Annotated in this window: 13 protein-coding genes; 4 read left to right on the forward strand and 9 right to left on the reverse strand. The window is 41.9% G+C overall.

The features are described from left to right. Positions 1–11: 11 nt before the first annotated feature. From AAHJ11_RS10365 to AAHJ11_RS10385, 5 genes are read right to left on the reverse strand one after another with little or no spacing between them, the layout of a single operon-like run. Entirely contained in the window at positions 12–2462 is a 2451-nt protein-coding gene (locus AAHJ11_RS10365; RefSeq protein ID WP_195649453.1) for a polysaccharide lyase family 8 super-sandwich domain-containing protein, read from the reverse strand. 21 nt (positions 2463–2483) lie between these two features. Beyond that, positions 2484–3437 (reverse strand): DUF5017 domain-containing protein, encoded by a 954-nt coding sequence (locus AAHJ11_RS10370; RefSeq protein WP_148364866.1) that lies wholly within the window; start codon positions 3435–3437, stop codon positions 2484–2486. A 25-nt stretch (positions 3438–3462) separates the two neighbouring features. Further along, positions 3463–5088, reverse strand: a complete 1626-nt coding sequence (locus AAHJ11_RS10375; protein WP_229126990.1) for a RagB/SusD family nutrient uptake outer membrane protein — start codon at positions 5086–5088, stop codon at positions 3463–3465. 23 nt (positions 5089–5111) lie between these two features. Continuing rightward, positions 5112–8318, reverse strand: a complete 3207-nt coding sequence (locus AAHJ11_RS10380; RefSeq protein ID WP_320974686.1) for a TonB-dependent receptor — start codon at positions 8316–8318, stop codon at positions 5112–5114. 54 nt (positions 8319–8372) lie between these two features. Then, complete coding sequence (locus AAHJ11_RS10385) at positions 8373–9596, reverse strand: glycoside hydrolase family 88 protein (RefSeq protein ID WP_148364865.1); 1224 nt, start codon at positions 9594–9596, stop codon at positions 8373–8375. A gap of 213 nt (positions 9597–9809) precedes the next feature. Here AAHJ11_RS10385 and AAHJ11_RS10390 point away from each other — a divergent pair, with 213 nt between their 5' ends. The 4 genes from AAHJ11_RS10390 (at position 9810) to AAHJ11_RS10405 (ending at position 19948) form a co-directional block, all read left to right on the forward strand. Beyond that, a complete protein-coding gene (locus AAHJ11_RS10390) occupies positions 9810–13844 on the forward strand; it encodes a two-component regulator propeller domain-containing protein (RefSeq protein ID WP_320974687.1) in 4035 nt (1344 codons plus the stop codon). Positions 13845–13951: 107 nt separating this feature from the next. Beyond that, positions 13952–15079 (forward strand): glycoside hydrolase family protein, encoded by a 1128-nt coding sequence (locus tag AAHJ11_RS10395; protein WP_148364863.1) that lies wholly within the window; start codon positions 13952–13954, stop codon positions 15077–15079. Between the two features lie 286 nt (positions 15080–15365). Continuing rightward, entirely contained in the window at positions 15366–17882 is a 2517-nt protein-coding gene (locus AAHJ11_RS10400) for a DUF4955 domain-containing protein (RefSeq protein ID WP_320979084.1), read from the forward strand. A gap of 23 nt (positions 17883–17905) precedes the next feature. Then, positions 17906–19948 carry a PL29 family lyase N-terminal domain-containing protein gene (locus AAHJ11_RS10405; RefSeq protein ID WP_320974689.1) on the forward strand — a complete coding sequence of 681 codons (2043 nt, stop codon included), beginning with the start codon at positions 17906–17908 and terminating at the stop codon, positions 19946–19948. Positions 19949–20038: 90 nt separating this feature from the next. Here the strand turns inward: AAHJ11_RS10405 and AAHJ11_RS10410 are convergent, their stop codons facing one another. The 4 genes from AAHJ11_RS10410 to AAHJ11_RS10425 form a co-directional block, all read right to left on the reverse strand. After that, positions 20039–20893, reverse strand: coding sequence for a histidinol-phosphatase (locus AAHJ11_RS10410; RefSeq protein ID WP_148364860.1), 855 nt, complete (start codon positions 20891–20893; stop codon positions 20039–20041). 153 nt (positions 20894–21046) lie between these two features. Then, positions 21047–22915: an ABC-F family ATP-binding cassette domain-containing protein gene (locus AAHJ11_RS10415; RefSeq protein WP_148364859.1), complete on the reverse strand. Its 1869-nt coding sequence runs from the start codon at positions 22913–22915 to the stop codon at positions 21047–21049. A gap of 26 nt (positions 22916–22941) precedes the next feature. Beyond that, positions 22942–23748 (reverse strand): DUF3805 domain-containing protein, encoded by an 807-nt coding sequence (locus AAHJ11_RS10420; RefSeq protein ID WP_148364858.1) that lies wholly within the window; start codon positions 23746–23748, stop codon positions 22942–22944. 141 nt (positions 23749–23889) lie between these two features. After that, entirely contained in the window at positions 23890–25083 is a 1194-nt protein-coding gene (locus AAHJ11_RS10425) for a hypothetical protein (RefSeq protein WP_148364857.1), read from the reverse strand. Between the last annotated feature and the right edge of the window lie 155 nt (positions 25084–25238).

A 25238-nucleotide genomic window follows, 5' to 3' on the forward strand; every position in this document is an offset into this window, starting at 1 on the left:
TATAAATCTTCTCATAACGTAATATTTGCAGGCTTACCACAGAATGCACCCTGCGGCATTGCCACCGGAATATGTCTGCCGTTCCACTGAAGCACAATCTCTTTCAGCCCTGCATTCATGGCAGCATCTGTCACGGAAATGGTAATTTTCCCGTTAATATCCTCAATCAGTACCGTACAAGGGGCTGAAACTTCCAATCTTACATCACCCTTATCTAATACCTCCCCCGATTGATAGAAGACAGCTTCGATCACTTTGCCGTCTTTAGACTTTACAGCCTGCACTAATGTATCATTACGCAATACTTCAAAGGGTAATTCCGCTTCCGGCATTCCATCACCCGCATATACAACATACCCATAAGTATCATTCACCGGATTTTGTGTATGGTCAATCCATAAACGAAGTATGTCAACTTGCGATGGAAGATCTTTTATGCTTTTATTGGCTGAATTACGTTTTACCCAGTCCGTTTTCAGAGTCTCGCATATAAAAGATGCATTCTTGGTATACTGAGGCAATATGCTATATGCAAACTTACCTTTCTGCACCACCCAGAAAGATGTACCGTCTTTAGGAAAACTTTGCATGCCGGCACCCACCGGCAATATTTTACCATTGCTCCAAACAACAACTTCCGATTCCTTTTCAGGCTGGTCAATGGTAGTCCGGATAGTTCCCTGCATCTGAGGAGTCAGATTCGTTATTCCGGCACCCAAGGCTACCATATAGTCCTTCAACATAAAATAAGACTTGTATGCTTTCACTCCATAAAGTATCTCATTCTTAAGCGGAATATTTTTCTTTCTTTCAGATTCAATCTTATCCGTGGCATCCATTTTCTCAAAGATATATCCGGCAACAGCATTCTCTCCGCCATTTGTCGAAGCAGCCGCATAATTATGTTTACTGCAATATCCTCTCCAGTTAGTAACCGGAATTAATTTTTCCGCTCCCTCACGGGCGGTTACTCCCGGAGTCATAGTTATATCCCACGCTCCAATAGCTTTACGATATTCATTTCCACTTTTCTGAAATAAAGTCATGCCATCCGCAGGGTAAAAATTATACTCATCAGCGGCCGCCACTGCGCTTTCCAGTCCGTCACAACGAACAGATGCCATATTGACAATCATATGATAACGATCATTCTTCTTTATCAGGTCATCATTATTGAAAAACCAACGCGTACCATTATACATCCCGTCGGAATAGCCATTCATACTGATTAACCGTTTGCGGGCATCATGCAGAAAACAACGAAGTTCATTTTTCTGCACTGGCGTGAAAGAATCCGACCAATCTTTAAGCAACTTATCAACAATGGCCAGTGTACGAATATCAACTTTAGCCGGAGTGTAACGGGCCGTAAATCGGTCAATATAAGGAGTTATATTTCCTTTGTAGTAATACCAGTTACTTCCCCGGATAAAATTAAGCAAGGTTTCTATATTCTCATCGGTCAACTTCTTATCCCACGGGGAGTTCTTTAACGCACCTAAAATATTTAACGCATTAATTCCTCCATCAATAGGATATCCCCAGACAAGACACTGCATCCCGTGTCCCCAACCTGCGCCATCCGCCGTACAACCTTCTGTCCAGAAAGCGGTATTATATGTATTCTGTGAAGTATAACTTATCCCTCCCTGGGCTACCTGAACCAGCAGATCGACCATCGGGATAGATCTATACATCATAGCTACCGGCAATAACGGACGATATGCCAGCGCATTACCGCCTACCCACCATACATGGTTACGAAAACGTTCTATCTGTACTACATTTTTATCCGTCTCGTCATTCCGCAGGGGCTGTGTCCACGACTGAAGTGCCAGTGCTTTCAGCATTTCACACATATCAACCAACTGTTGGTCTTTTGTTTTCCCGTTTTCCACCGCATCCATCTGTTTCAGGAAACAATAGTATATATTCACCGCAGCTGTAGGAATAGCAAAACAGGAAGCATGAAAGCGGTTCACCTTATTACTGCGGCTCACCTCAAGATTACCATAATAAAGTATAGACTTCTGAAGTTTACGAAACACATCTTTATCCAATGAAACTCCCATCCGGTCGTTGCGGAACTCTTCCGAAAGTTTCCATAGACGATTCATTGCATCTGTAATAAACAATCCCATCTCTTGTGCATCTTTCCCTTCAATCACCTTTTTTTCCCTGCCTGTCCAATCTGTAAATGTACCATCATCGTTCAGGAATGCAAGAATTTCAGGTACTGATATTTTTATCTTTGTTAAATCATATGCACGATAAGGAACTGTAGCATACTGATTCCGAAATGTCTTGATTGCCTTTTCTTTTTTATCATCTTTCACTTGTTGCGCATCCTTGGAATACCGATACAAATTATCAAACGATAACCGGCGCTCCTCATTCTGAGCCTGAACAGCCAGAGCTCCTATCCAAAGAAGGACAATCGCATATATACAATTCTTTTTCATAACTAATCCTCTATTTACTGATCAATTCACGGGATTTTCTTTCACTAATATCTTAATCTCCTTTACCATGCTCTTTGAGTTCCAAGCATTCGAATTAGAGCCTACGAATGTAGCAGTATATTCACCCGGTTCGTTATACGTATAGGTATAAGACTGTGTTTTCATATTTAAAGACTTGATAGGAGTTCCCATATCCGGTGATACCGCAGTCAGATCTATAGCCTGACTAATCGCCCAGACATCGACATCCGACTTCAAATTGTCTGTTGTAGGCTGAAACAACAACGTAGTATTGCTAGCACTAAAATTAGTCTTTTTCGTAATTGCTTCAAAAGCATAATTAAAACCGAATTGCGATTTCGGATCATTCATTGTTGAGGTAGAACCATCTTTCAGTTTCTTCGACACAACTAAAGAGGTGACATCCACACGAGGATATGTATCCGCATCTGACGCAGCAATAGCATTATAATGGAAAGCCAGATAAAATTTCTTATCTTTATAAGCAGTAAGATCCATTCCGTCAGCAACCGTTTCCCTGCCACTGGCATCTGCACAAAGCGGAACTTTCAGATGCAGCTGTCCGTTTGCTCCGGATAAACATTGCCAGTCCTCCTCTTTTATTGTGGAATAATCTCCATTAAAACTCTCTGAGATGAAAATAGACATTGTCTCTTTATTACGATAAGGTACCCGTGTATACTGCTGCAATATTTCATATGACAATTCAGCCGATTCTATCTCCACCCGCAAACGGTCTTTATTTGCATATTTACTCCCATCCTCACCGGAATAAAAAACAATATAATCCGGATTTCCACTAAAATCAAAGGTAACAGGCTCACCTGCAAATATTTCCTGTATATCATTGGATAAAGTCACGCCAAAATCAACACAATCCACTTCGTCAGCATCACAAGAAGAAAGCCATACGCCTGTCATTATCAGGAAAGAATAAAAATATATCTTTTTCATAATTTCGTTACATTAAAAGTTAAGATCACCAATTCACATTTTGTCCACAGGTCGGATTAGTATTCAGTTCTGCCTGGGGTATAGGATAATAGATATGTTTTTCTGCCAGGTTAATAGCAGGCAATGCTTTCACAGTGGTCAGATCATATCCGATTTTTTTATTCTGACTATCCATAGACTGATCCTTCAACAAATTGATACGGTCAAAGAAATATTGTTTTCCCCAACGGCGAAGCTCCATATGACGAGGCACTTCAAAGCATAGCTCCCTTGTACGTTCTACTTTGATGGAATCGCGGAAAGAACTTTGAGTACAGTCTGTCAATCCGATCTCCGATATTCCCGCTCTTTTACGTACTTCGTTTATCGCATCCACAGCTTCTTTTGTCGGCGAACCAGCCACCTCATTAGCACACTCGGCAATCATCAATAACACATCCGAGTAGCGCATTACAGGAAAGTTGATAGAGGAACTATTCAAAGACCACGGACGAACCGGATCATATTCAGCTCTCCATTTTCCGGGATCACCATCTACATAACTGGCTTTATCACTGTCTGACAACATCACTTTTTTAACTTTACCATCCGTCGTCACATATTTATAATCCGCAAAGTTCCACCATTTACGGGCATCTGCATCTTCGAACATCTTAAAAAACAATTTGGTGCCATGATACCAGGCATATGCTCTCGGTACATCGGGATCAGTAGTCGTTTGCTGGCTAATGCCCATATAAAGTCCCACTTTACCGCTTTCATTGGTCTTATCCAAACCGTTACCATAAAATTCGACCTCGAACATACTTTCACGGTAAGTCAGGTCATACTTATTGGAACACATATTAATAAATAAAGCACGATAACCATTCACCCCGTCCTCGGTCGTCTTATATAGAGTATGCAAACCGCTGTCTCTCACTTTACGCGCCCAGATAAGTGCGTCCTCCCAAGTATCAGCCTCAACTGGATATCCCGCCTGCCACATATATGCACGTGCCAACAATGCCTGCACGGTAGTTTTCGCAATGCGTCCCGGTGCATTCAGTTCATCAGCCGGAAGGCAACCCGGTTCCGCTTCTTCCAAGTCCTTTATAATCTGCCTATAAATTTCCGGCTGGGAAGATTTCTTCAGTTGTTGTTGTGCCAAATCACGAACAACTTCCAGTCGCAAAGGAACCTCTCCCCAATAAGCAACCAGATTCATATAGAATAATGCCCTTAATGCTTTTGCTTCTGCCAGAAACATTGTTTTCTTTCGTGCACCGCCACAATCCGAATCCGTGCGTCCGGTAATAGAAGCAATATAATCATTCGCACGATTAATACCCTCATACAAATGTTGCCAGGTAAGCTGTAAATAGGGATCCGTATTATTATAATTATTGAGTGAAGGCAATGCCTTGCTTTTATTATAATCGGCGCGATATACAGTAAGATCTGTTCCGGCGTCCAACTCTCCCCAGATATTCAGTCCATAAACACCTTCTGCTCCCAAACGGTCATAAATCCCGGCCAAACCTGCCATGCAACTATTCTCATCATGATACAGGTTCTTTTCATCCAGATTGCCATATACCTCCGTATCCAAAAAACTACAAGAGGAAAATGCCAAGGTTACTCCTATAATATATACTATTTTTTTCATCATATTCTGTTTTTATACCTGTTAAACTATAATCCTAACTTCACACCAAATGTAAAAGAAGTCGTTCTCGGATAAGCCGAATAGTCAAATCCACGAGTCATTGCCGAATTCCTGGTTGACACTTCCGGATCATATCCGGTATATTTGGTCCATGTCCACAAATTCTGTCCGCTAAGATACAACCGCAAGGAACTCAATTTAAACTTGCGAATCAGCTTTACAGGAAAATTATAACCTAACTGCACATTTTTCAATCGCAGGAAGGATGCATCTTCTACGACACGACTTGTATTGATGTCGGACAGTCCGCCATCTACCCTCCATAAATAATTCGTATAATTTCCAGCTGCATAAGTTCCGTCACCATTGTCTATACGAGGTGTCCAATGATCTTTTGCAGAAGCAAGCATATTGGTATGGCGGACACCATTCATATTCTCCAGTTTGGCACGATTATAATTGATCACATCATTACCATAAGACCATTGAAAGAATACACTCAAGTCAAAGCCTTTGTATTCGAAATTATTAGTAAAACCACCCGTATGAACCGGCAGCCCGTGACCAATCACTGTCATATCTTCAGGCGTCACCTTTCCGTCTCCATTAATATCTTTCAGTTTCATATCCCCCGGTTGAATGGTATTACGTTCCTTTGTATTGTTGGGTATTCCATCTTTCAGCACAAATACATTGGGAGAAACTTCATTAAAATCCTCATATTGATAAACACCATCATATACATATCCGAACATCTCCGAAAGAGGATGCCCTATACGGGCAATATAAAGATTAGACAACTTGGGAGAATCCAGCCCTGAAACCTGATAATCCTGATCGCCCGACAGTCCGGTAATCTCATTTCTATTGAAGGAGATATTAAAATTTGTTGTCCACTTGAAACGCCCCCTGCCACCTACTAAGTTGACCGTATTGATTGATATTTCCAATCCACGATTGCGCACACTACCTATATTCTGCTGTATTTTATCAAAGCCGATAGACAACGGGACTTCCGCATACAACAACAAGTCCTTTGTTTGTTTATCGTAAATATCTACTACACCGTTAATACGGTTATTAAATAATCCAAAGTCCAATCCTATGTTTGTCTGATAAGTGGTTTCCCACTTCAGGTCTTTGTTCGGCATTTGAGAAATATAAATTGCCGGATTATCTATAGAGTTATTAAAAGCATAATTCTGATCGCCTAAATAAAGCAACTGGGAAGGATAATAATTCTTCGTATTGTTATTACCGGTAGTTCCCCAACCCACTCTGAACTTTAAATTCGACAGCCACTTGCGACTTCCCTGCATGAACGCTTCTTCTGAAACACGCCATCCGAAAGAAGCCGAAGGGAAATATCCCCACTTATGATAAGGAAAACGGGAACTTCCATCCGCACGCATCGTTGCCGTCATCAGATAACGGGATTTCCAGTCATAGTTGAAACGGGCGAAATAAGACATCATACGGTCTTCAAAATTAGTCGAAGTAACCTTGTCAGGTGTTCCATTCGAAATTCCCCAAAAGCCGAGTCCATCCCACGGCACCATCGTCGAACTGGCACCTAATGTAGAGATTGTTTTGCTATTCATCGAGGCTCCGAGCATGGCAGTGATATTATGACTCTTGACTCTCTTTTTATAAGTCAACGTATATTCATTAGACCATCCATCCCACTCCCTAAAACTAAAATTACCATTTGAATGTTTGGCAGAATAACGCGGATCTCCCCAATAGGTATCCGCATTATTAAATGCCTCATTCCGGTCCTGACGCCAAGTATAAGCAAAAGTAGCTTTGAATGCCAGATCCTTTAGAATATCCCATGATAAATAGGCATTCAGATTCAACTGACGGCTGCGCACTTTCTGATACATATTTTCTATTGTTTTCAAAGGATTATACGGATAGTTCGGATTTTCAGCTAACAAAGCGTCCTCCGATTCTTCCGAATCGGCATAAAACACCGGACGATAAGCCAGTACCTGATATAGAAAATACTGCGTACCACCTGCGTCAGAACCCTGTGAAGGCGCCGTACCTTTTGAAATATTATTAGCAAAATTCAAGCTACCGCCGAATTTCACTTTCCTGGTAATCTGCTGGTCTAGTGTCAGACGTGCTTTCAAGCTCTCATAAGAAGAGTTAATGATAATCCCCTGCTGGTTATAATAAGACAAACTGGAACTATATTTCGTATTTTTAGTACCGCCCGTCAATGAGATATGATGACTGGTCATGGGCGCATTACGGAAAACCTGATCTTGCCAGTTGTACGAAGGCACTTTATCATAATCGTTCAAAATACGGTTACGTCCCAACGCTTCATCATAACTATAATATGTTCTATTCATTTCAGAAACAGTCAATACCTCCTCCTGCATGGCAACATAGTCTCTCCCCTGAAGCAGCTCCATGCCCTGCGGTTTCAATTGGTAAGTCACATATCCATCATACGTTACTTTCGGAGCACTTTCCGAACCACGTTTCGTTGTAATAATAATGACTCCGTTTGCCCCACGTGCTCCATAAATAGCCGTAGCAGAAGCATCCTTCAATACATCAATCGATTCAATGTCATTTGAATTCAGTGAAGCCAGATTTCCATCTTCCGTAGCAAAACCGTCAATCACATATAAAGGTGCGCCATCACTGGAGTCCGAAATTGTATTACTACCACGAATCACAATATTAGCCTCGGCTCCGGGTTGCCCGTCAGAGGAAACAACTTGCACACCGGCAACACGTCCACCCAATGCCTGGTCGACGGAAAGTACCTGCGCTTTCGTTAAATCATTCATATCCACCTTTGCCACCGATCCGGTTAAATCACTTTTTTTCACTGTTGCGTACCCTACAGCAACAACTTCATCCAAGGCAACACCATCTTCTTTCAATGTCACATTCAGTACCTTTTGATTTCCTACCGTCACTTCTTTAGTCGCATAGCCTATAAACGAGATGACTAATACTGAAGATGATTTAGGAACAGAAAGTTTGAACCGTCCATCCATATCGGAGATGGTACCGGTCGTTCCTCCTTTCACTTTAATATTCGCCCCTATAATGGGCTCTTTCGATTCATCCATCACCCTTCCACTGATTGCAATCTGTGCAAAGACAACGGTGAAAGAACAAAGCGTCATCAGCAACAGACAGACGCGTCTTGTGATTTGTCGATTCTCCATAATATAATTCAAATTGGTTATTAATCTATTTTTCATTCTTAGTATTCTATTGATTTAATATGCCGGTTTCTCAAGAAAGCAAACGGAAAATTACAGTACTTTCTTGCAAACTACTTGTTTTTCCATCTCCCGCTTACGACTCAAGGCTTCCAGAAAATAATAATCCGCATAATTCAATGGAACATCTACCTCCGCATTATGAGGTATGCTGCCTACTGAATGCATTAAAATAAAATTCCCGTTTTCTCCTACTTTAGCACGGTAGGCAGGAGTGCTTAATGAGGCCAGTATTTTGTCGGCTGTCTTTTTATAACGCGGATTAGGCAAATACATGCTCAGCTCATAAAGAGCTGCAGCAGTGATAGCCGCCGCTGAGACATCCCGTGGCTCATTAGGAATATTCAATGCATCATAGTCCCAATATGGTATCAAGTCGGAAGCCAAATGCTTATTCGTAAATATGAAATCATATATTCTACAAGCCTGCTCCCAATACTCCGGTTTATGTGTATAACGGTAACAAACCGTATAACCATAAATAGCCCATGCCTGCCCTCTTGCCCAGGCAGACTCATCAGCATATCCCTGGGCTGTCTGCCTACTGCGTACAGTACCAGTTTCCGGATCATAGTCTACTACATGATAACAGCTGCCATCAGAGCGGAAATGTTCTTTAAGTGTCCGGTCGGCATGACTGACTGCCATATTATAATAGGTGGAATCACCCGACAAGCGGGTCGCCTCGAAAAGAAGTTCGAGATTCATCATATTGTCTATAATAACGGGACATTTCCATCCTCGTTGTGCCTGCCAGCCCTTATCCGCATCCCAAGACTGTATAATTCCAGCTCCGGACCGGAAACGTGTAGAAAGCGAACGCGCTGTTTGCAACACAACCGACTTATAATCTTTCTGTCCCAAACGCATTCCATTAAGATAACTGCATCCTACCATAAAACCCACATCATGATGCCATGTAAGATACTGCACGGAATCGAGTGATTCCGTATATTTCACAGCCAGTTTCTCCCACTTTTCATCTCCTGTAAGCTGATACAAATACCACATACTGCCAGGGAAGAACCCACTGGTCCAATCATCATAAGAAGCATAAACCACTTGTTGCTTTTCGTCCAAAGTCTTCGGATTCATTATGCAGTCACTTGCTTCTATCCGGTTGGTCATCAAAGAATATTGGGAAACGGCGTTTGATATATTTTCTGTTACCATATCTTCCGTTGCAGCCTTTTTCAAGTTACATCCGGCCATCATAAAGATGGAAATTCCCGCCAAAGTCAAGACTATGCTGTTCATATGCTGTAAAGATTTAAATGAATGATATCGCAAATGTAGGTATTCATAAAAAAGAGGCCGTTAGCTATGCATACAAGAATCATACTCTGTACGTACATCATCCCTGCAAACTGCAAATGTACTTATATTACACATTTTATGTACTCATACAACAGTTGCATATCTGCAAAAAGAACGTATATTTGCATAGCAAATTCTAGAATTCTAATACCTATGACTATCAAGAAACATCTATGTCTCATTTGTTTCCTGCTTATCCATATTATCAAAGGACAAGCACAGGATATCTCTTTCAGACATCTCACAAATAGTGACGGACTCTCTCATAATGCAGTCATGACGATGTATCAGGACGAACGAGGATTCATTTGGATAGGTACACGAAACGGGGCTAATTTATATAACGGGCATGAATTCAAAATATACAAATCCCAGAAAAACAATCCAAACAGTCTGATCTACAACAACATCAGACAGATAACAGGTAATGGCAACGGGGAGATTTATTTCATGACTCCCAAAGGGGTATCTGCTTTCAATATCAGGCTCAATAAATTCACCACACTGATACAAAAAGAAATACGGGCCATGTTTTTCCATAAACAATTATATATCGCTTACAACAACTGTGTCTATAAATACGATGGGAAACAATTTAACACATATTATGAATTACCAGAAAAGCGGACTCAAATTACTTCCCTTCATATAAGTGAAGAACGTGTACTCATTGGTACCGAAACCCAAGGGCTGTTCAGTTTAGAAAAAGGCAACCTGTCACACCTCATTCCCAAAGGGAATATCTCTACAATCTTTCAGGATTCATCCGGACAATACTGGATAGGAAGCTGGGAACATGGACTTTTCACAATGAACGGAACTACAATCAAAAACTTCCGTCATCAGGAAAATGACCTCTCAACTATCAGTTCTAATTTTATCCGTTGCTGTATCGAAGATAAACAGGGGAATATATGGATAGGCACTTTCGACGGATTAAACATGTTTCATCCGGCTACTCAAACATTCACTTATTATTTGAAACACGAAAAAGGGCTTAGCCATTCCTCCATCTGGAGCCTTTTGTGTGACCATCAGGGTAGTATCTGGGCAGGGACCTATTTTGGCGGAGTCAATTATTTCAATCCGGAAAGTCAGATTTACCATCAATATCGGACATCGGACGTAGCAAATGAAGGATTGAGTTCTCCTATCGTAGGATGTATCATAGAGGACGGCCAGAATAACTTATGGATAGGAACTGAAGGCGGAGGACTGAACAAGTACAATTTGACAAGCCATCAATTCGAATGGTATAAACACGACAATAATGCCAACAGCCTTTCGCACAATAATATAAAATCACTCTATTATGACGCTCATCGCGAAGTGTTATGGATAGGTACGCACATGGGAGGACTGAACAAAATGGATTTAAAGACCAAACGGTTCACCCGATACAAATCTAAAGAGGGTGACAAAAATTCACTTCCTTCTAATATTATCAGGGATATTGTTCCTTATAAAGACCAGCTGCTCATTGCAACCAATATAGGGGTTTGCCTATTCCATCCCGAATCGGAAAAAGTGGAACGCCTGTTTCAAGAAGAACCAGACAAGATAACATATGCCGGAGGTCTCTTCATTGATCACCGCAAGACACTATGGATATACGGAGGAGGTGACGGGATATTTACCTACCAGCCAGATAGTCATAAAATGACAAACTATAAGCATAACCATGCTTTGGAACATAGTATCAGCAGTAATAGTATCAACCGAATCTATGAAGACAGCCGCCACCGTATATGGATATGCAGTAATGATAATGGCATTGATCTCTACCGGTATGAAACGGATGATTTCATTAACTTTGATGAAGAAAATAATGAGTTAGCAAGCAACTGTGTGTATGACGTATGTGAGTTGTCTCCGGATAAATTACTGTTCACCACAGATTTAGGTTTTTCAATTCTGGACTACCCTACCCAAAAATTCACGAATTACAATCAAGAGAATGGTGTACCCCTATCCACCCCTAACGAACGTTCTTTATACAGAACCCGCCAAGGAGAAATCTTCATAGGAGGCATTGACGGAATGATCTCTTTTGAGGAAAAAGACATTGATTATGCTCCCGGAGATTACACGATATCTCCATTCCGTCTTTTAGTAAACGGACAGGAAATTAATGCGGGAGACCAAAGCCATATACTGAAAGAAGATTTATGTTCCACCCGAAAGCTCATACTCAAAGCCAACCAGTCCATGTTTAGTATCGAATATGCCATATCCAATTATATTCCGGCCAATAAAGACCAACTGGAATATTTTCTGGATGGATTCTCAAATACATGGACCAGTACACGCGGACAACATACAATTACATATACAAACCTGAATCCCGGTGAATACACACTATACGTACGCCTTAAAAACAACCATGCGCATATACCGGCACATCAATTGAAGATCGTTATTCTTCCGCCGTTCTATAAGACTGTTTGGGCCTATTTATCATATATTCTGATTATTGGCGCAATTCTTTATTTCCTTATACGCACTTACAATAACCGGATCAAATTGCAGGAATCATTAAAGTATGAACAAAAACGTACTGAAGACATCGAACAGCTCAATCAGGCCAAGCTGCGGTTCTTCACTAATATCTCGCATGAATTCCGTACACCGCTCACGCTAATTATCGGGCAAATGGAAATGTTACTGCAAGTCCGTTCGTTTGCACCGACCATCTATACTAAAATTCTCGGAGTATATAAAAGCAGCCTGCAACTGCGTGAGCTGATAACAGAGCTTCTTGACTTCCGAAAACAGGAGCAAGGATATATGACTATCAAAGTAAGCGAACATAACATTGTCGATTTTATTTATGAGAATTATCTACTCTTCCAGGAATATGCCGTACAAAGAAAAATAACGTTCAGATTCCAGAAAACAAACGATATAATAAACGTATGGTACGATGCTAAACAGTTGCAGAAGGTCATGAATAATCTTCTGTCCAATGCCTTTAAATATACGAAAGAGGAAGGAGAGATTTCCGTATCGGTACGGAAGGGCAACCGGGAAGTCATCATTGAAGTTACCGATAATGGAGCAGGTATTTCTCCACAGGATATTGACAAGATATTCAACCGCTTCTATCAAACGGAACAAATGGATTCTCCCATCCATGCCGGAACAGGTATTGGTCTGGCTCTTACCAAAGGTATTATAGAATTGCATCACGGCAGTATCGAAGTATACAGCGAACAAGGAGAAGGAACTACCTTCTGCGTGCATCTCAAAAGTGGTAACGAGCATTTCAGTCCTGAACAAATCAGCAAACATCAGGAAGAACCGCAACAAGCAGTTGAAGAAGGACCTCACTCTCCGGAAACCGTACAACAACTTTTATCGGATCAGGAAGTCATGAATAAAGAGTCTATCGCACAAAGCAGAGAGGTTAAAATTCTGATTGTAGAAGACAATGAATCGCTGCGGGAAATGCTTGTTAAAATATTCGAGGTATTCTATACGGTCGATACAGCGGCTAATGGACAGGAAGGCTGGGAAAAGGTGCAGGCAGGACAGCCCAATATCATACTTAGTGACATTGTTATGCCTGAAATGTCCGGTACGGAGCTTTGTAAACTAGTAAAGAATAACATAGACACATGTCACATTCCAGTAGTATTGCTCACGGCACGTACAGCCATCGAGCACAATCTGGAAGGGTTACGTTTGGGAGCAGATGATTATATTACTAAACCATTCAACATTAATATCCTGCTTTCACGATGCAACAATCTCGTGAATAACCGCCTTATGCTGCAAGAAAAATTCAGCAAACACCCGCAAACGGTTCCACAAATATTGGCAACCAACCCATTAGATAAGGAATTGGTTGATCAGGCCATGCAAGTCATTGAGAAACATATAGATGATGTTGAGTTTAATGTAGATATCCTAGCCCGTGAGACAGGTATAGCGCGTACCAAATTGTTTACCAAGCTAAAAGCTATTACAGGACAGACCCCATACGATTTTATCCTGACCGTACGGCTAAAGCGTGCGGCCATCATGCTCAAGGAAAACCCTGAATTCAACATCTCCGAAATCTCCGACCGTTTAGGATTCTCTTCTCCCAGACAATTCAGCAAATGTTTTAAGGAAAAATATCACATGATACCTCAAGCATACCGGAAAGGGGATAATAAAGAAGAACAGGAAAGCGAAAACGGATAGGCCTGTACGCAGACAACACTATTCATGTACAGATGACACACTTGATTCTCATTAAAACAGACTTTATTTGCAATAATAAAGATAGTCTATAATTTAAGTAAAAAAACATGAGAAAGCAACATTTATATGTCTTATTATGCTTCACTGTATTGGGAAGCACTGTATTTGCGCAGAAAATAGAAAACCTGACAAAGTTGAAACGGCAATCGGAGAATGAGCTATTCCATCATCTGGGACAGGCTCCACGCACACCGGCGTTTGAATCCGAAGGATATTGGGTATGGGGAAGTTCTGTTATAAAAGGAAATGACGGAAAATACCATATGTTTGTTTCCCGTTTTCCGAAATCTCTTCCTTTTCATCCCGGCTGGATGGTAGCTTCAGAAATAGTTCACGCAATATCCGATACCCCCGAAGGACCTTACAAATTCAGTGACATCGCACTACCCGCCCGTGGAGCACAGTATTGGGACGGACGCTCGACACATAATCCGCGTATTCTGGAATACCAGAATAAATATTACCTGATATATATGGGATCTACACATCCTTTCGCCAATCCTACCTATGACCAGTTGACACTGGACAGCCCATGGTGTACTGTCGGACGCTCCAATAAACGCATCGGACTGGCTATTGCCGACAGCCCATATGGTCCTTGGAAACGTTTCGACGAACCTATATTAAAAACAAAACCCAATACTTTCTATAGTTTTCTTGTATCCAACCCTTCTCCTATCATACAGGAAGACGGTTCGGTAATGATGATCTTCAAAGGAAGAACGTATGTCGGAGACGATAAGTTCTCGGACATGGCGCTTGGCATGGCATATGCTCCGTCCATCGAAGGACCTTACACAGTACTCAACAATGGCCAGCCCATCTTTCAAGTGGACGGACAAGGAGAAGCGGAAGACCCGTTCCTTTGGAAAGACAGCAGAGGATACCATGCAATCTTTAAAGACCATGTTGCTAAATTTACCGGAGAAAAAGGCGGAGGTGTAATGGCTCACTCCCCAAATGGTATTCAGTGGACGATAGACAAAGATCCCAAAGCCTACTCACGTACTGTAGAATGGGAAGATGGAAAAGTGGAAATGCAAGGACAACTGGAACGCCCGTTCCTGTTATTCGAAAATGGGAAAGCGACTCATGCTTTCTTTGCAACAATGAATGGTGCCGGCGGATTTGACAATGCAACCCAATCATGGAACATGGTTATCCCGATAAAATAAAGACTCCCCCCTTTCGATACAGTCAACAGATCTGAAAAGAGATGTAACTTAGCACTTGAAGCCATGCAGTAAATTTGCGATGTAGATAAAAACTCTATGTCGCTTTTTTTATCCGGTTTCCATTCCGTTCATAACGAGTTCCCAATGTTCCGTTTTTATGCGGTCAACGTACATTGATCTTATTTTGTACTCTAACGTATGTTCTTAAGTACGCTGCACGCACCTGTTTTTTACCCAGATCAAATACATTTGCCCCCAGCAAAATTACCCACAAAAATAAAAACGTATGAAAAACAACAAAAGCATTAAGTACCTTTTGGGAGGTTTCTTCTGCTTGTTCTTCCTGTTCTCGTGTCAAGACACTGACGAATTGAGCAAAGAAATCAACCTGCTAAAAGACCGTGCAGTCGCTTTGGAGACTGCGACAAAGAGTCTTAACACTTCTCTCGAAAGCCTACAGGCTTTACTGAAAGCTGATATAATCGTAGGAGTCACTTATGTAGGCGACAAGTACCGGATTGAACTAAATGATGGTTCTACTATTGAAGTGGTACAAGCTTCTAAAGTAAATCTATCCATTCCCCTACTCTCTATCAGTAAAGAAGGATTCTGGGTTTTCAGTACAGACAACGGAGTTACATTCAATTCTTTGACTGACGAAAAGGGAAACAAAATTCCGGCTACGGCAGAAAGCGCAGACAAAACCGCTGTTACTCCACTATTAAGAGTCAACTTAGATGGATTCTGGGAAATCAGCACGAATGGGGGCGCCACATATAGCCTCTTGGGTGGTAAGGAATGTACAGCCATAGGAAAAAACGGTGTAAGTGAAGACGGAGTATTCAAAGAAGTTGTTTACGACTCTGAAAAGAAAATACTAACCGTCACCCTGACAGACGGTCAAGTATATAAAATACCTTGTACGGAAAGTTTCTATCTAAGAATACCGGGGACAAGTAAACAACAAGTATTCCCATTGGGTGAAAAACGCGTATATGAAGTAGAACAAAACGAGGTGTCCGCCGTCACTATCCTTGCACCGGATGACTGGCAGGCAGATCTCGAAGAACAGCAACTTACAATTATTGCTCCGTCAAACACATCAGTCGAGAAAGAAGAGAATATTAAAATTATATATACTTCCATACAAGGTTATCTTCGTATGACGACTATTTCCGTAAAATTGCTGACCACCGGTTTTGATGCGAACGCCACCTTGGCATGGAATCGTTTTGCCACCAACTCTCCGGAAAATATTCTGCTCGATTTTTCATATGCAGGTTACAAACACGGTACAGAAGCTCCTCCCGCCGTTCATTTAAAAAGTAATGACTACACCGTTTATAACGTAAAGGACTATGGTGCCAAAGGCGACGGCAAAACGTCAGACCGGGAAGCGTTGTTAAGTATCACCCAATTATTCAAGTATCAGGCCAATGCAAAAGCCATCATTTACTTCCCGGAAGGAGATTATGTGCTGCACACCGCTGCCGATGATGAAAACGGAGTTTCAAAGCCAATTGAGATAAATTTCGGAGGATTTGTACTCAAAGGAGCCGGACGTGATAAAACCATTATCAGAATGGCTGACCGCAATGTAAACGTAGCTAATTCCACTCCTCCTGCCATGATTAATATCAAACATACGGTAGATCTTCAGAATCCGGTCAGACTGACCGGTGATGTTGCTCCCAAAGGAACATTTGTCATCAATGTGGCAGATGCCAGTTCTTTTAGTGCAGGACAATGGGTATGCTTAAGATTGATTGATACCAGCCCATCTCTTATCAACAAGGAACTGACGTCTATTACAGCCGACGGGAATGTGTGGAACAAAACAGCCAACTCACAATGGACTAACCTTACTAATTCCGGTGTACAGGTATATGACTATCATCAGATAGTCAATAAAAAAGGAAATGAAATTACATTTGCAGAACCATTGATGCATGAGGTAGACCCTCAATGGAAATGGGAGCTATGCAAATTCAATTATTACGAGAATATAGGCATAGAAGACCTTACGTTTGCAGGAAACACACAACCCGGATTTCTTCACCATGGTAATAATGGAGGAGATGACAATGACTATAAGCCGATTGGCATGATGCGTCTGGTAAACTCCTGGATACGCCGTGTCGACTTCACTAATATAAGTGAAGCACTTAGCATATCATCATCTGCTAATATTTCAGCATATGACATTGAGATAAACGGCCATCGTGGTCACTCTGCCATTCGCTCGGGAGGATCATCCAGAATATTCATCGGAAAAGTTCACGACCATAGCAACGGATACATCGCCATTGATGAGAACACAACCGGTACTTATCTTGATAATGCCGGACAGTTTCATGGTTGCGGGGTATCCAAGCAAAGTATGGGTACCGTTATCTGGAATGTCACTTGGGGGGAAGACGCATGCTTCGAAGCGCATGCCACACAACCACGGGCTACTTTATTCGATTGCTGCAATGGAGCATTTATCAAATTACATCAGGGCGGTGCCAAAAGTGAGCTACCCAATCATCTGGACGATCTTACCTTATGGAATTTCAACGCAACTAATACAAACAGTGTGTCTCAAGGTTCTTTCACATGGTGGGACGGAAACTGGACTTGTTTCCTACCTCCTACAATCGTAGGATTCCACGGTCCCGCTGCCAGTCAGTTAACTTTCTCAGATAACGAAGTCAAATTAAACGAATCTTACAACACTGCCGTAGAACCTTATTCACTCTATGAGGCACAGCTTCGTAAACGTTTGGGATATGTACCCGCTTGGATTAACTCATTAAAATAAAAACAACTTTAAATAGAATTATTATGAAGAAATTATGGAATCTTCTAATCATGCTGACCGTAGTGTTCGCAGGATGCAACAAGACTGATGATCTTTGGGATGAAGTACACGATTTACAAAAACGTCTGACCAAATTGGAAATTCAGGCCAATAATCTGAACGGAAATATTACGGCTCTCCAAGAGCTTTATAGAAATGGGGCTACCATTACCACGGTGAATGAAGAAAACGGTGCCTATACCATCACTCTTAGCAATGGTAAAATATTGAGAGTTGTTCAGAAGATGGAGGAAACAATCTATCCCATGGTGGGAATTGACAGCGAAGGTTATTGGACCGTACGTTATGGAAATGAAACACCTGAACGCATACTCGTTGGCAACAGTCCGGTAAAAGCAACAGGCGAAGACGGACTTACTCCGGAATTCCGTATCAACGAAGAAACAGGGTATTGGGAAATACGTTATAAAACCAGCGAACAATTTAAGCCGGTTGAAGACTCCAACGGTCATCCGGTAAAAGCAGAGGGAACAACAGACACGGGTTTCTTTAAATCAGTCAATATCAGTGATGACGGGAAATCGTTCCACCTGATCTTGAAAGATGATACGGAAATAACGGTACCCATCGTTGGTTCATTCTCATGTACATTTGAGGAGTCAGTGACAGGAATTCAAAAATTCACTTCTAAAGAAAGTAAGAACTTTAAAATATTGCTGAACGATGTAGATGACATTGCATTAATGGCGTGTCCTGCCGGCTGGAATGCAACATTATCCGAACCTCTTGACAATGAAGCTATCTTAACCGTAACCGCACCCGAAGCTTTGACAACATTGACACGTGCCACGGCATCTAACAGCACGGATATTTCAATTCTGGCTAATTCCGGTAAATTCAGCACAATCCTGAAGTTGCAGGTGGAAGTTATTGCCGAAGAACCGGTTGAACCGGCTATTGACTATCTAAGTATCTATCAGAAAGGGGAAACTCTCTTCACTATCGGAGACGGAGCCGGTGCTATTGAAATTAACAGTACGAATTTCCCCGTATCACAAGAAATAGATTTGAGCGAAACGGACCAGACACTGGAAAAAACAATACTCGCCCCGTCTCAACCAACGATTTATTTCTTATCGGGAGAGCACATTCTTAATATTACCATGGATGGAGATCAAGCTATGAATGGTAAAAAGGTGGTATTCATCAGTAAGTCGGCAACAGAAAAACCGAATCTTAATTTTAGCGGTACCGGTGGCATACGTTTACAACAAAACAGTTCCATCGTATTCAAGAATGTCACTATAGAAAACTTGTCTATGGGCAACTACAGCAGTACAGGCAACGCCCATAATGTCTGGATCGGAGACTGCAACATCAACGCACCGGCCAAATCAATTCTCGCACTGACAGGTACTAACGCACCATTGGGTGGTATCAACAGCCTATACTTTAAAAACAACTATATCGACATGAGTAAATTTCCGGATAAAAGTTCAATATTCAACATTGGTTCATTGATAACCACAGATGTCACTAATGTCTCTATAGAAAACAATATCTGGTACAAGAAAGGAACTCTGCTGCAAGGAAGTATCTATACTTCCAATGCCAAAGGAACTACCAAAAACATTTCTTTCTCCAACAATACGATTATCAATTATGCCGGTAACAGCAGTAATTCCCTTGCTGCCGCCTATTTGGTTATGACTAATGTAGAAAATGTAAGTATAAAAAACAACATTGGTTATTCTGACGATAATGTGACGGATGGATTCAGCAATAGTGGTTCAAGCTTCTATATCATCGCAAACATCGACCCCATGCCATCCATATCAATAGCTGACAACATTGTTTACGGACTGAATCCCGACCTGACCAATAAATGGAAATGGAATACCTATGGATGGAAAACGAATGCCTCAACCAAAGTAAACCAAGAAGGGGAAACAAATGGTATTATCACCCGTTATTCAAAGAACCCGTTTGCAATTCCCGGAGGATTTGATAGTGGAAACTTCACACCAATCCCTGAACTTGCCGGAAAAGGAGCTAACCTGAAATAACATATATATACAGAGAATTTCAAGTATCTCACAGATTCCAGAACGTGTTTTCCCAGTAAGCTAATGACGCTCAACGGAAAGCACGTTTTCTCATACAAATGAAACAGAACCGATTCTCATATCTTCCCACCTTCCATGATGCCACTCCACGACTGTCTCAAAGCCTGCTTTCTTCAAGGCTGCCAATGCTTCGGCACGCCCATTATTGATCCGCTCCGGATAATGTGCATCACTGTTCACCTGTACCCGGACACCCAGCTCTTTCAAGAAAGAAAAATACCGTTCATTGGGATAGAATGTTCCTAATTCATAATAAGATTTGGTATTGACTTCAACAATGTATCCACGTTCGGCAATTGCCGTGAAATAGCTGCGAACGAATGTATCATACCACGGTTCATCTAGCAATCCCGGACGGTAGCAAGAAGCATTATAATGCATCTTGTCCGCATGACCGACAATATCAAATCCTCCCAGTTCTACCATGCGAAGCAGATTCTTATAATAAAGGTGGACTACATAATCCAAATCACCGCCAAAATGCTTGTCCACTAATTGACGGAAAGTATCTGCCGGAGTATCAATATCCACGATTTTCCCTTCCGGAGAATAGAGCATATGCACAGAACCTATCCGATAATCAAGCGGCAATTCTTGAAATCGGAAGAAAGCGGGATTGCTATCTTCGTTCAGGTAATCAATCTCAAGACCGACAGCAAGTTCTATTTTATCTGCAAACTTTTCTTTGAGACGGGCAAATTCGGAAAGGTAATCTTCCATTCTGTCCCATTCCATAGTCCATGCGGTAGAAAACGGCAACGGGGCATGAGAAGAGATGCCATAGGAAGTAAAGCCTTCACTAATAGCAAAACGGATAAAATCTTCCATATTGGCACGCCCGTCACAATAAAGGCAGTGGCTATGATAATTGGTAAGGTTTGTCATACAAGGTTACGTTATCAGGGTTATTATCATCATCAGGTCATCACAGCAATAGGCTGAACTATACTTGTGCCAACATAGTGGCACAACTGTGCCACTATGTTGGCACTGCAATGCCACCGCATTGGCACAGGTGTGCCAATACAGCGGCACAGTTCAACCTTCTATTTCGCTGAGTTCCAACCAGCGCATCGTCTTTTCATCAATCAAGTCATTGACTTCAGGCAAGCGTTTCGATTTCTCGGTCAGTTCGTCAACGGAGAGTGTACCGCTGCAAAGAAGTTCTTCAATCTGTGCCTTTTCGGTTTCCAGGTCGGCAATTTCCTTTTCCAGTTGTTCGAATTCACGCTTTTCCTTGAAACTCATTTTCCGCTTGTCGTTCAGGCGGACGCGGGCAGTCTTTTCTTCCTGCGGCTTCTCTGCTTCTTTCTCCTTTTGCGCTTTCGCCTCCTTCCAGTCGCGATAATCACTATAATTGCCGGGGAAGTCACGGATGTCACCCTGTCCGTTGAATACCATCAGGTGATCTACTACCTTATCCATAAAGTAACGGTCGTGGGAAACGACAATCACACAACCTTTGAAATTCTGAAGATATTCCTCAAGCACATTCAATGTGATAATATCGAGGTCGTTGGTAGGCTCATCCAGCACGAGGAAGTTAGGGTTACGCATCAGGATAGTGCACAAGTAAAGACGACGGCGCTCTCCCCCACTCAACTTATAGACATAACTATGCTGCGTTTCGGGAGTAAACAAGAAATGCTGCAAGAATTGTGAAGCTGTCAGTTTCTTTCCATTACCCAATTCAATTACTTCGGCAATATCCTGCACTACATCAATGACCTTCATTTGTTCATCAAACTGAAGACCATCCTGCGAGTAATAGCCGAAACGCACCGTTTCGCCAATATCTACCATACCGCTATCGGGCTGTACTTGCCCCATTAATATCTTGATGAAAGTAGATTTTCCGGTTCCGTTGTTTCCTACAATTCCCATCTTCTCATAACGGGCAAAGATATAAGAAAAGTCTTCCAGAATCTTCAGGTCACCGAAGCTCTTGTACAAATGGTCGGCTTCGAATATCTTGCTGCCGATATAGGATGCTTTTACTTCCAGTTTGACGTTATCGTTATTAAAACGTTGCTTCGCCACCTTTTCCAATTCATAGAAAGCATCTTCCCGATAACGGGCTTTATGTCCGCGTGCCTGCGGCATCCGGCGCATCCAGTCGAGTTCCGTACGATAAAGATTATTAGCCCGTTCAATTTCTACACTTTTAGCTTCGATACGTTCCTGACGTTTTTCGAGGTAATAACTGTAATTTCCCTTATATTGATAAACTTGCTGATTGTCTATTTCGATAATCTCCGAACAAACACGGTCGAGGAAATAACGGTCGTGCGTCACCATCAGCAGGCTAAGGTTGGTACGACGCAGATAATCTTCCAGCCATTCAGTCATGTCCAAGTCAAGATGATTGGTAGGCTCATCGAGAATCAATAAATCCGGTTCGGTAATCAAGGCGTTTGCCAAAGCGACGCGCTTCAACTGTCCGCCGGACAGTTGTTTCACTTTCTGGTCGAAGTTACGGATTTTGAGTTGCGAAAGAATTTGTTTGGCTTTCTGTTCATATTCCCAGGCTTTCTCCTGATCCATACGTACCAAAAGGTCTGCCAGTCCCGGATGCCCTTCGGTTTCCATACAACGTTCGTACTCCTTTATCAACTCCACTGTGCTGTTGCCATGATGAAAACAAGCTTCCAGCACTGTCAGTTCTTCGGGATATTGCGGGTCTTGTTCCAGATAATCCACCCGAAGGTCACGACGGAAGACAATATTACCGCTATCATAACCTTCCTTTCCGGCAATGATATTCAGTAAGGTCGTTTTTCCGCTACCGTTCTTTGCGATCAATCCTACACGCTGACCTTCGGCAATGCCCAAAGATATATTTTCAAAAAGAACCAAGTCACCGAAAGACTTGGTCAGGTTATCTATCTGTAAATAAGGTACTGCCACGTAAATAATGATTAGTTGGTTAGTGATTAGTGATTAATAATCACCGATTTATACTCTTCAATGACATTGCAAGGTTCACCTGCCTTTACTTTACTCCATGCAATTTTCATCGGGTCAATGATCCGGTCATTATATTGAACAACAGGAGCTTCCCGGTTACCGTCAATCAACGTCTTCCACTCCATACCTTCCACTTCATTCGTCAGAATCGCACAGACAGTAATACCGATAGCCAGCCATTCCTCTTTTTTCTTCGCACCTATCTTACCGCTGTCAATCACTTGCTGAAGTTTCTCCAAGTCCTCTTCTATTCCCTGAAAATCTTTCTTCAGTTCCTGCTTCACGGTAGATACCACCCATTCGTACCCTTCATTAATCAAATAGATTTCAGAAAGACGGACAGGAATCAGTTCAGCAGGATACTTCTGTCCTTCTTTGCGTATCTCCAAAGTAGCGATCACTTCTTCCGCCTCCTTCACAACTCCGCCTTTAGGTACGGTAAAGGAACATTCGAAAGCTATATCATCAACACCTGTAATCCACAAATGGGAAGTATAATAAGTTCCCTCCTCCTGAAACATTTCTTTGCTATACGCACATTCCCACGCTCCGACTTGCACCAACGAAGCCGAATCGTTCTCTTTCAGTTCCTGCCGGATAGCATCTTTACCATAACCGGCTTTTCCTTTAAATGCGGATATACGAAAATTTCCCGTCCATACATCGGGATTATAGAAAAGAAAAGAGCCTTCGCCATCTTCAAACTCGTTCCAGTCTGACGGATAGCTCATAGAAAACCATGCTCCGGGAGAGATAAATTTCTTGCCTTGCATCCTTTTACTTTAAAATGATTACTTGGCAAAAGTACGAATTAAATACGAATTTCAGGCACGGATTACACGGTTTTCACAGTTTTCGGAAAGATGATAACATAAAGCAACAGCGTAATCCGTGTAATCCGTGCCTGAAAAACATCATTTCCCTATAGGCTGTATTTTCCTACGCACATCTTTAGAAATCTCCAGAAACATATAGTTCAACTTTCCGGAGTGGATTCCTTCCTCATTCTCCTTATACTTTTTATTAGCATATTGCTTTGATTTCTCGAAAGTCAGCAATGACATTTCATTCTGCGATTTGCCTACCATCGTAGAGTCCAGCTGTTCATCCGGAAAGAAATCATCCAGATCGACGTCACCAATCATGGTTGTTTCCAGAAAGTTCTTGTCCGTATGTGAATTATCCGTATAATACCCCACAAACATATGCCCCGGTGTACGTACCAAGATCGGATCGATATTGATGGCACGGAGCAATGAAGCGAACAGTACACTACCGTCCACACAATTAATCTGTGAAGATTCCAGCGCATCATCAAACGTACGGACACGCTGCGAGAAAACAACATTGCTCGAAAGGCTGGTGTTGGAAACAGAACTGTAACGGAATTTGCGTTTCTGCAATATGTTCCAAAGGGCGTACACTTGCTTGTCCACCGCTCCTTTAGCTTTGCTCTGATAGCCAAGGAAACGATTCACAATACGGGTATTCAATGCCTCGCGAAGCAACTGGTCGATCATCGGATTCTCTTCATTGACATAGGCAGCAAAGAAAATACTTGTATCATGGAATTTGGTTCCATTCGATACATACCCCAACAGACATTCATTGATACTACGCACAGAGAATGTGCGCACCCGTTGCCCCAGATCCTTTCCATTCATCTCAACAGTAATAGCCACACTTACCGGTTCTGCCTGCGCCTCATTTTTCAAGGCTTCATAGTTCCAGATGATATCAGGATAAATCGTATATTCCGTTCTGGGCTTGTTTAGTACAAATTCCGACACCGAACGGGAGAAAAAAGGTGTTTCGGCCACTTCAATCCGTACCCGGCTATAGGCTGTCTTCGACTTCACCCGAATAGCAATACACGATTTCGGATTCCCCAAATACGTTGAATCTGACGGAACAATCACCTGCGCATCAGTGGTGGCAACAGACAGAATCGCCGAAGGGAATATATTCCCTCCCAAGTCGTCTACAATCTCAAAACCGGAATTGAATGAAGTATATTTAAACACAGACATACCGCCAAGGAGAATTAACAGCACCACAACAGAGCCTATTATTTCCCGCCGATGTCTTTTCAGGTCAATTTTTATCATTATTTGTAGTTTCTATGGTCAAACATTTCTATTGTATCTCGCTAACAAAGATAACAAATAGCGTTCGTTTTTTCCTCTTACAATCAGCAAAAACTTTTATATTTTATATCAGCCCTCTCGATTCCCGGAATGTAACATGATTGTAACGTCTGTTT

The organism is Bacteroides sp. 90-K9/2 (assembly GCF_047310725.1).
GTDB classification, from domain to species: domain Bacteria; phylum Bacteroidota; class Bacteroidia; order Bacteroidales; family Bacteroidaceae; genus Bacteroides; species Bacteroides vicugnae.